Origin of the sequence: Burkholderia sp. IO2 (assembly GCF_029522185.1) — a bacterium.
In the GTDB taxonomy this organism is placed as follows: domain Bacteria; phylum Pseudomonadota; class Gammaproteobacteria; order Burkholderiales; family Burkholderiaceae; genus Burkholderia; species Burkholderia cenocepacia.
Map to the genome: position 1 here is coordinate 23,013 of NZ_JAKWFH010000075.1, position 7,065 is coordinate 30,077.

4 protein-coding genes are annotated in these 7,065 nt (G+C 65.4%); 2 read left to right on the forward strand and 2 right to left on the reverse strand.

The window, feature by feature from the left end:
- Positions 1–182: 182 nt before the first annotated feature.
- Both fixJ and fixL read right to left on the reverse strand, forming a co-directional pair.
- Positions 183–821: an oxygen response regulator transcription factor FixJ gene (gene fixJ, locus MMB92_RS31660; protein WP_006493245.1), complete on the reverse strand. Its 639-nt coding sequence runs from the start codon at positions 819–821 to the stop codon at positions 183–185.
- The gene (gene fixL, locus MMB92_RS31665; RefSeq protein WP_012492712.1) at positions 818–3,334 is read right to left on the reverse strand and encodes an oxygen sensor histidine kinase FixL; all 2,517 of its coding nucleotides are present in this window, start codon (positions 3,332–3,334) and stop codon (positions 818–820) included. Before fixL ends, fixJ begins: the two co-directional genes overlap by 4 nt.
- A 273-nt stretch (positions 3,335–3,607) precedes the next feature.
- On the opposite strand from fixL, the gene aceE reads away from it, so the two are divergent.
- The gene (gene aceE / locus MMB92_RS31670) at positions 3,608–6,304 is read left to right on the forward strand and encodes a pyruvate dehydrogenase (acetyl-transferring), homodimeric type (RefSeq protein WP_006482558.1); all 2,697 of its coding nucleotides are present in this window, start codon (positions 3,608–3,610) and stop codon (positions 6,302–6,304) included.
- A 68-nt stretch (positions 6,305–6,372) separates the two neighbouring features.
- A partial coding sequence (locus MMB92_RS31675; protein WP_346829209.1) for a biotin/lipoyl-containing protein occupies positions 6,373–7,065 on the forward strand: 693 nt, incomplete at its 3' end.

Below are 7,065 nucleotides of genomic sequence, written 5' to 3' on the forward strand. Positions count from 1 at the left end.
AAGCACGTAATTATACCGTTCGCCTGCTGCCGTCCGACAGCGAATCAACGGGAAGCGTCATGGCCGCGGCGCGTGCGCGCCGGGAGGAACGGCCGCCGCCGCGCGAGTGGGCCGCATCGCGCGGGGCGGCAAATACCGGTTGCGGGCCGGGCGGGCCGTGCCGCCGCGGCCGGAGAACCCGCTCAGGCCTGCTTCTTCGACAGCGCGAGGCGCAGCAGGTCGGCCACCGTGTTGACGTTGAGCTTTTCCATGATGTTCGCGCGGTGCGCCTCGACCGTCTTGATGCTGATGCCGAGGTCGTCGGCGATCTGCTTGTTCAGGCGGCCGGCGATGATCCGCTCGAGCACCTGCTGCTCGCGCGCGGTCAGCTTCGACAGGCGTTCGCTCGCGGCACGCTGTTCCTGGACGCTCTTGCTTTCGCTTCGGGCCTTGTCGAGCATCCGCTCGACGAGCTTGCGCAGCTCGGCTTCGTCGAACGGTTTCTCGATAAAGTCCATCGCACCCTTTTTCATCGTCGACACGGCCATCGGCACGTCGCCGTGACCCGTGACGAAGATGATCGGCAGCGCGGCATTGTCGGCGATCAGGCGTTCCTGCAATTCGAGGCCGCTCATGCCCGACATCCGCACGTCGAGGATCAGGCACGCGATCTGGCCGGCCTGCTGCGCCGGCTGGTAGGCATCGAGGAACTGCTCGGCGCTCGAGAAGCATTGCACGCGATAGCCGTTCGCCTCCAGCAGCCAGCGCAGCGAGTCCCGTACGGCCTCGTCGTCGTCGACGACAAAGACGGTTTCCTGAGTGGTGGTGACAGGGCTATTCATAGTTCTCCCGTAACGGTATGTGATGCCGATGCCTCGCGCCCCCCTTGGCCGAGATCAGCGGGTTCCCCAATGGGCAGGCTGCAGTGGAACGTCGCGCCGGAAATGCGGCCATCCGGCTCGACGTTGTTGACCACCCACAGACGCCCCCGATGCGATTCGATGATCGAACGGCAGATGTTCAGCCCCATGCCCATGCCATCGGACTTGGTGCTGTAAAACGGTTCGAACAGGCGCTCGGCGGTCGCTTCATCGACGCCCGGGCCCTGGTCGATCACACGGATGTCGACGAAGCCCGCATCGATGTCGGCGACGACGCGGATCACGCCGTCCGCCGACGCCGGCTTCACGTCGGCCATCGCCTCGGCTGCGTTCTTCATCAGGTTCATCAGCACCTGTTCGATCAGCACGGGGTCGACATAAATAATAGGCATTCTTGCGAGGATTTCCGTGACGATCCGGATCCTGCGCTTTCTGGCCTCGATTTCGGCCAGCCCGACCGCATCGGCGACGATGTCCGCGACCCGCGCCGGCTGGCGCTTCGGCTCGCTGCGCTTCACGAATTCGCGGATCCGCTTGACGATCATCCCCGCGCGCAGCGCCTGCTGCGCGGTCTTTTCCAGCGCGGGCTGCAGCGTCTCGGGCGTGCCGCGGCCGCTCTTCACGAGCGCGAGCGTACCCGAGCAGTAGTTGTTGATCGCGGCGAGCGGCTGATTCAATTCGTGAGCAATCGACGACGCCATTTCACCCATCGTCATCAATCGGCTCGTGAACTGCAGCTTTTCTTCCTGCTGATGGGCGAGCTCCTGCGCTTTCTTGCGGGTCGTGATGTCGGTCGCGATCTGCATCTGCGCGAGGTGGCCGTCCACCCACTGGATGTACTGGCGGCGCACCTCGAACCACTTCTGGATGCTCTCGACGTACACCTCCTGCGCATCGGCGGTGCTGCTCGTCAGCGCGGCGGCCGGCAGCCCCGCGAACGCGTCGACCATGTCGATCGAGTCGGACGACGCCTGCGCGCGGTCGAAGCCGCCGCCCGACAGCTCCAGGTGGCCGTCCGGACGAATGCCGAACAGGTGGCGGTAGTAGCGGTTCGCGAACAGCAGCTCGGCTTCGTCGGCGGCGAGCACCGACACCGCGGCGTCGAGGCTTTCGAGCACCGTCGTGAAGCGTTCGTGCGCGGCGGCGAGTTCCTCGCGTGCGCGCTTCGGCTCGGTGATGTCGGTCATCGACGACATCCAGCCGGTCTGGCGGCCCGAGCTGTCGATCAGCGGTGACACGTACAGGCGCGCATGGAACAGCGTGCCGTTCTTGCGCCGCACGCGCAGCTCGAAGCCCGAGCTCGGCGCCTTGCCGCGCAGCGTCATGTCGAGCTGGCGCTGCATTTCCGGGTACGCGTCGCGCGGCCAGTACGGGAACGGTGCGACCTTGCCGACGAGATCGGTTTCGTCCCAGCCCGTCATCCGGCAGAAGGCAGGGTTCACGTGCGTGATGCGGCCGTGCATGTCGAGCACGCGCATGCCGATCAGCACCGAGTTTTCCATCGCGCGGCGGAAGAACGCTTCCGCATACAGCGCCTGCTGCGCCTCGAAGCGCTGGCGCGTGTGCTTCCACAGGCTCCAGAGGCTCCACAGCACGAAGCACGACAGGCCGGCGACGAGCCACACGAGCGTGTTGTTGGTCAGGTTGGTGAGCTGCGGGAACGCATACACGCGCACCGTCAGCCCCTGACCGGGCGGGTCGAGCGGCAGATCGTAGTGGGAGTCGCGCGGCAGGCGCGGCCGCGTCGACGTGGACGACAGTTCGCGGTTGTTCGAATCGGTGATCGAGATCTTGTACTTCGACGACAGTTCCTGCGGGATGTCGTGCTTCAGGATGCCCTCGACCGAGAACACCGCGGCGATCGAGCCGAGATAGTCGCGGTCGCCGCGCATCACGGGCGTCTGCAACGTGATGAAGCCGTTACCGAAGTCGTCGTAGATCAGCGGCGAATAGGCCTGGCGGCGCGTGCTGCGCGCCTCGTCGTACGCGCCGCGCACGGCGTCCTGCATCTGTGCGTCGCCGGGCTTCGCGAGGCGCTGGCCGAGCAGCGGCGGATGCACGGTGGGCCAGCGTTGCACGCCGGGCGCCGTATACCAGTTCAGGTAAAGGATTTCCGGATGCGTCTGCATCACGTCCGCGACGGCCATCTGGAATGCATTCTGGTCGAGACGGCCGGACGCGAGATCGCGCGACAGCGCCTGCAACTGTTCCTGCGCGCCCGTCATCGACAGGCGGATCTGCTGCTGGGCCCACGCGACGTTGCGAAAGAGGGTGTCTTCCTGCTGCTGCTGTTCGCGCCGGTTCAGGCTCCACAGGATGAGGCTCATCACCACGAGGAACACCAGGATCGACAGCAGCGGCGTCAGCAAATAGGAATTGGACCACCACGGTCCGTGGTGCCAACGGGACGGCTGCGACTCCGCCGGCGGGCCCGGCGGTCGCGCCGAGCGTGCGAAAAGCCGATCGGTCAACATGGCAGGATTGTAGCGCAGCGCAATACATGGAAAACCTATACCGGATATGTTGAACGGAAACGGTTTTGTTCCGACGAGACGTGCCGGAGAGCCCCGAAATATGGGTGCAGCGCAGCAATATTCCGCATTACGAGAAAAGATCTCACAATTCGAAAATTTTGTTGCGCGGGCCCGTCCACGCTCATTACAATCCGCTGGAGCTTGCCCGCAGCCGGCCGCGTCGCGTCGTCTGCACGAGAGCGATCCTCACATTCCAGGACCCAGGAGACGAGAATGTCCGCTGTACCGAACGAAGTGATGAAATATGTCGCCGCCGAACGTGACGACGACCCGCAAGAAACCGTCGAGTGGCTGGAGTCGCTCGATGGCGTGATCTCCTCCGTGGGCACTGGCCGTGCGCATTACCTGATCGAAAAGCAGATCGAATTCGCCCGCATGCACGGCGAACACCTGCCGTTCTCCGCCAATACCCCGTACATCAACACGATTCCGGTCGAAGCCCAGGCGAAGATTCCGGGCGACCAGGACATCGAGCACCGCATCCGTTCGTACACGCGCTGGAACGCGCTGGCGATGGTGCTGCGCGCAGGCAAGGACACGAACGTCGGCGGCCACATTGCGTCGTTCGCGTCGGCCGCGACGCTCTACGACGTCGGCTACAACCACTTCTGGCACGCAGCGTCCGACCAGCACGGCGGCGATCTCGTGTTCGTGCAGGGCCACTCGTCGCCGGGCGTGTACTCGCGCGCGTTCCTGCTCGGCCGTCTGTCGGAAGAGCAGCTCGACAATTTCCGCCAGGAAGTCGACGGCAAGGGCATCTCGTCGTACCCGCACCCGTGGCTGATGCCGGATTTCTGGCAGTTCCCGACCGTGTCGATGGGTCTCGGCCCGATCATGGCGATCTACCAGGCGCGCTTCATGAAGTACCTGGAGTCGCGCGGCATCGCGAAGACGGAAGGCCGCAAGGTGTGGGCGTTCCTCGGCGACGGCGAGACGGACGAGCCGGAATCGCTCGGCGCGATCGGCATGGCGAGCCGCGAGAAGCTCGACAACCTCGTGTTCGTGATCAACTGCAACCTGCAGCGTCTCGACGGCCCGGTGCGCGGCAACGGCAAGATCATCCAGGAACTCGAATCGGAATTCCGCGGCGCCGGCTGGAACGTGATCAAGGTCATCTGGGGCAGCCGCTGGGATGCGCTGTTCGCGCGCGACAAGTCGGGCGCGCTGATGCGCCGCATGATGGAGTGCGTCGACGGCGAATACCAGACGTACAAGTCGGAGTCGGGCGCGTACGTGCGCGAGCACTTCTTCAACACGCCTGAACTGAAGGCACTGGTCGCCGACTGGTCGGACGACGACATCTGGGCGCTGAACCGCGGCGGTCACGATCCGCACAAGATCTACGCGGCGTTCCACGAAGCCACGAACACGAAGGGCGCGCCGACCGTCATCCTCGCGAAGACCATCAAGGGCTACGGGATGGGCGAGTCGGGCCAGGCGATGAACATCACGCACCAGCAGAAGAAGCTGCCGGTCGAGCAACTGAAGAAGTTCCGTGACCAGTTCCGCCTGCCGATCACCGACGAGCAGATCGCCGACGTGCCGTACCTCAAGTTCGAGGAAGGTTCGAAGGAACTCGAATACATGCGCCAGAAGCGCATGGACCTCGGCGGCTACCTGCCGCACCGCCGCGAGAAGGCGACGTCGCTGCCGGTGCCGGCGCTCGACGCGTTCGAGCCGCTCTTGAAGGGCACGGGCGAAGGCCGCGAGATCTCGACGACGATGGCGTTCGTGCGGATCCTGAACATCCTGCTGAAGGACAAGGCGCTCGGCAAGCGCGTCGTGCCGATCGTCCCGGACGAATCGCGTACGTTCGGCATGGAAGGCCTGTTCCGCCAGATCGGTATCTGGAACCAGGAAGGCCAGAAGTACGTGCCGGAAGATTCCGACCAACTGATGTTCTACAAGGAATCGCAGACCGGCCAGATCCTGCAGGAAGGCATCAACGAAGCGGGCGGCATGTGCGACTGGATCGCGGCGGCGACGTCGTATTCGACGCACGGCGAGATCATGGTGCCGTTCTACATCTTCTACTCGATGTTCGGCTTCCAGCGGATCGGCGACCTCGCGTGGGCCGCGGGCGACATGCGTTCGCGCGGCTTCCTGCTGGGCGGCACGGCGGGCCGGACGACGCTGAACGGCGAAGGCCTGCAGCACGAAGACGGTCACTCGCTGCTGTGGGCGGCCTCGGTGCCGAACTGCGTGAGCTACGACCCGACGTTCGGCTACGAACTCGCGGTGATCATCCAGGACGGCCTGCGCCGCATGGTGCAGGAGCAGGAAGACGTGTACTACTACATCACGGTGATGAACGAAAACTACGAGCACCCGGCGATTCCGCAGGGCGAGCACGTGGCAGCCGACATCATCAAGGGCATGTACGCGTTCAAGAAGGCCGACGCCGACAAGAAGGCGCCGCGCGTCCAGCTGCTCGGCGCGGGCACGATCTTCAACGAAGTGATCGCCGCCGCCGACCTGCTGAAGAACGACTGGGGCGTCGCCGCCGACCTGTGGAGCGTGCCGAGCTTCACGGAACTCGCGCGCGAAGGCCATGAGGTCGAGCGCTGGAACCTGCTCCATCCGACCGAGGAGCGTCGCCTGTCGCACGTGCAGAAGTGCCTGAAGGACACGCAGGGCCCGGTCATCGCATCGACCGACTACGTCCGTGCGCTGGTCGACCAGATCCGTGGCCAGATCGATCGCCGCTTCGTCGTGCTGGGCACCGACGGCTTCGGCCGTTCGGATACCCGCGAGAAGCTGCGTCACTTCTTCGAGGTCGACCGTCACTGGGTCACCGTCGCCGCGCTCAACGCGCTGGCCGACGAAGGCACGATCGAGCGCAAGGTGGTCGCGGACGCGATCGCCAAGTACAACCTCGATCCGTCCAAGCCCAACCCGATGACCGTTTAACGCACACGCCGTGTGATGCCGCGCGCCGCTCCGGCGAGGAGCGCGCGCGGCCATGGAGACAGAAACAGATGAGTCAAGCGATCGAAGTGAAGGTGCCGGATATCGGCGATTACAAGGACGTGCCGGTCATCGAGATCGGCGTGAAGGTGGGCGATACGGTCGAGCCCGAGCAGTCGCTCGTCACGCTCGAGTCGGACAAGGCGACGATGGACGTGCCGAGCCCGGTCGGCGGCGTCGTGAAGGAAATCAAGGTCAAGGTCGGCGATTCCGTGTCGGAAGGCTCGCTGATCGTCCTGCTCGAAGGCGGCGCAGGCGCCCAGGCGAACGGCGCGGCCGCGCCGGCAGCAGCGCCGGCTCCCGCAGCGGCGCCGGCCGCCGCTGCGCCCGCTGCCGCCCCGGCAGCATCCGGCGGCACGCTCGAAGTGAAGGTGCCCGACATCGGCGACTACAAGGACGTTCCGGTGATCGAGATCGGCGTGAAGGTCGGCGACACGGTCGAGAAGGAACAGTCGCTCGTCACGCTCGAATCGGACAAGGCGACGATGGACGTGCCGAGCCCGGCCGCCGGCGTCGTGAAGGACATCAAGGTCAAGGTGGGCGATTCGGTGTCGGAAGGCACGCTGATCGTGCTGCTCGAAGCCGCCGGCGCACCGGCTGCCGCACCGCAGGCCAGCGCACCGGCTCCGGCCGCTGCCGCGCCCGCGCCTGCCGCTGCACCGGCGCCCGCGCCTGCGAAGGCTGCGCCGGCACCGGCAGCCGCC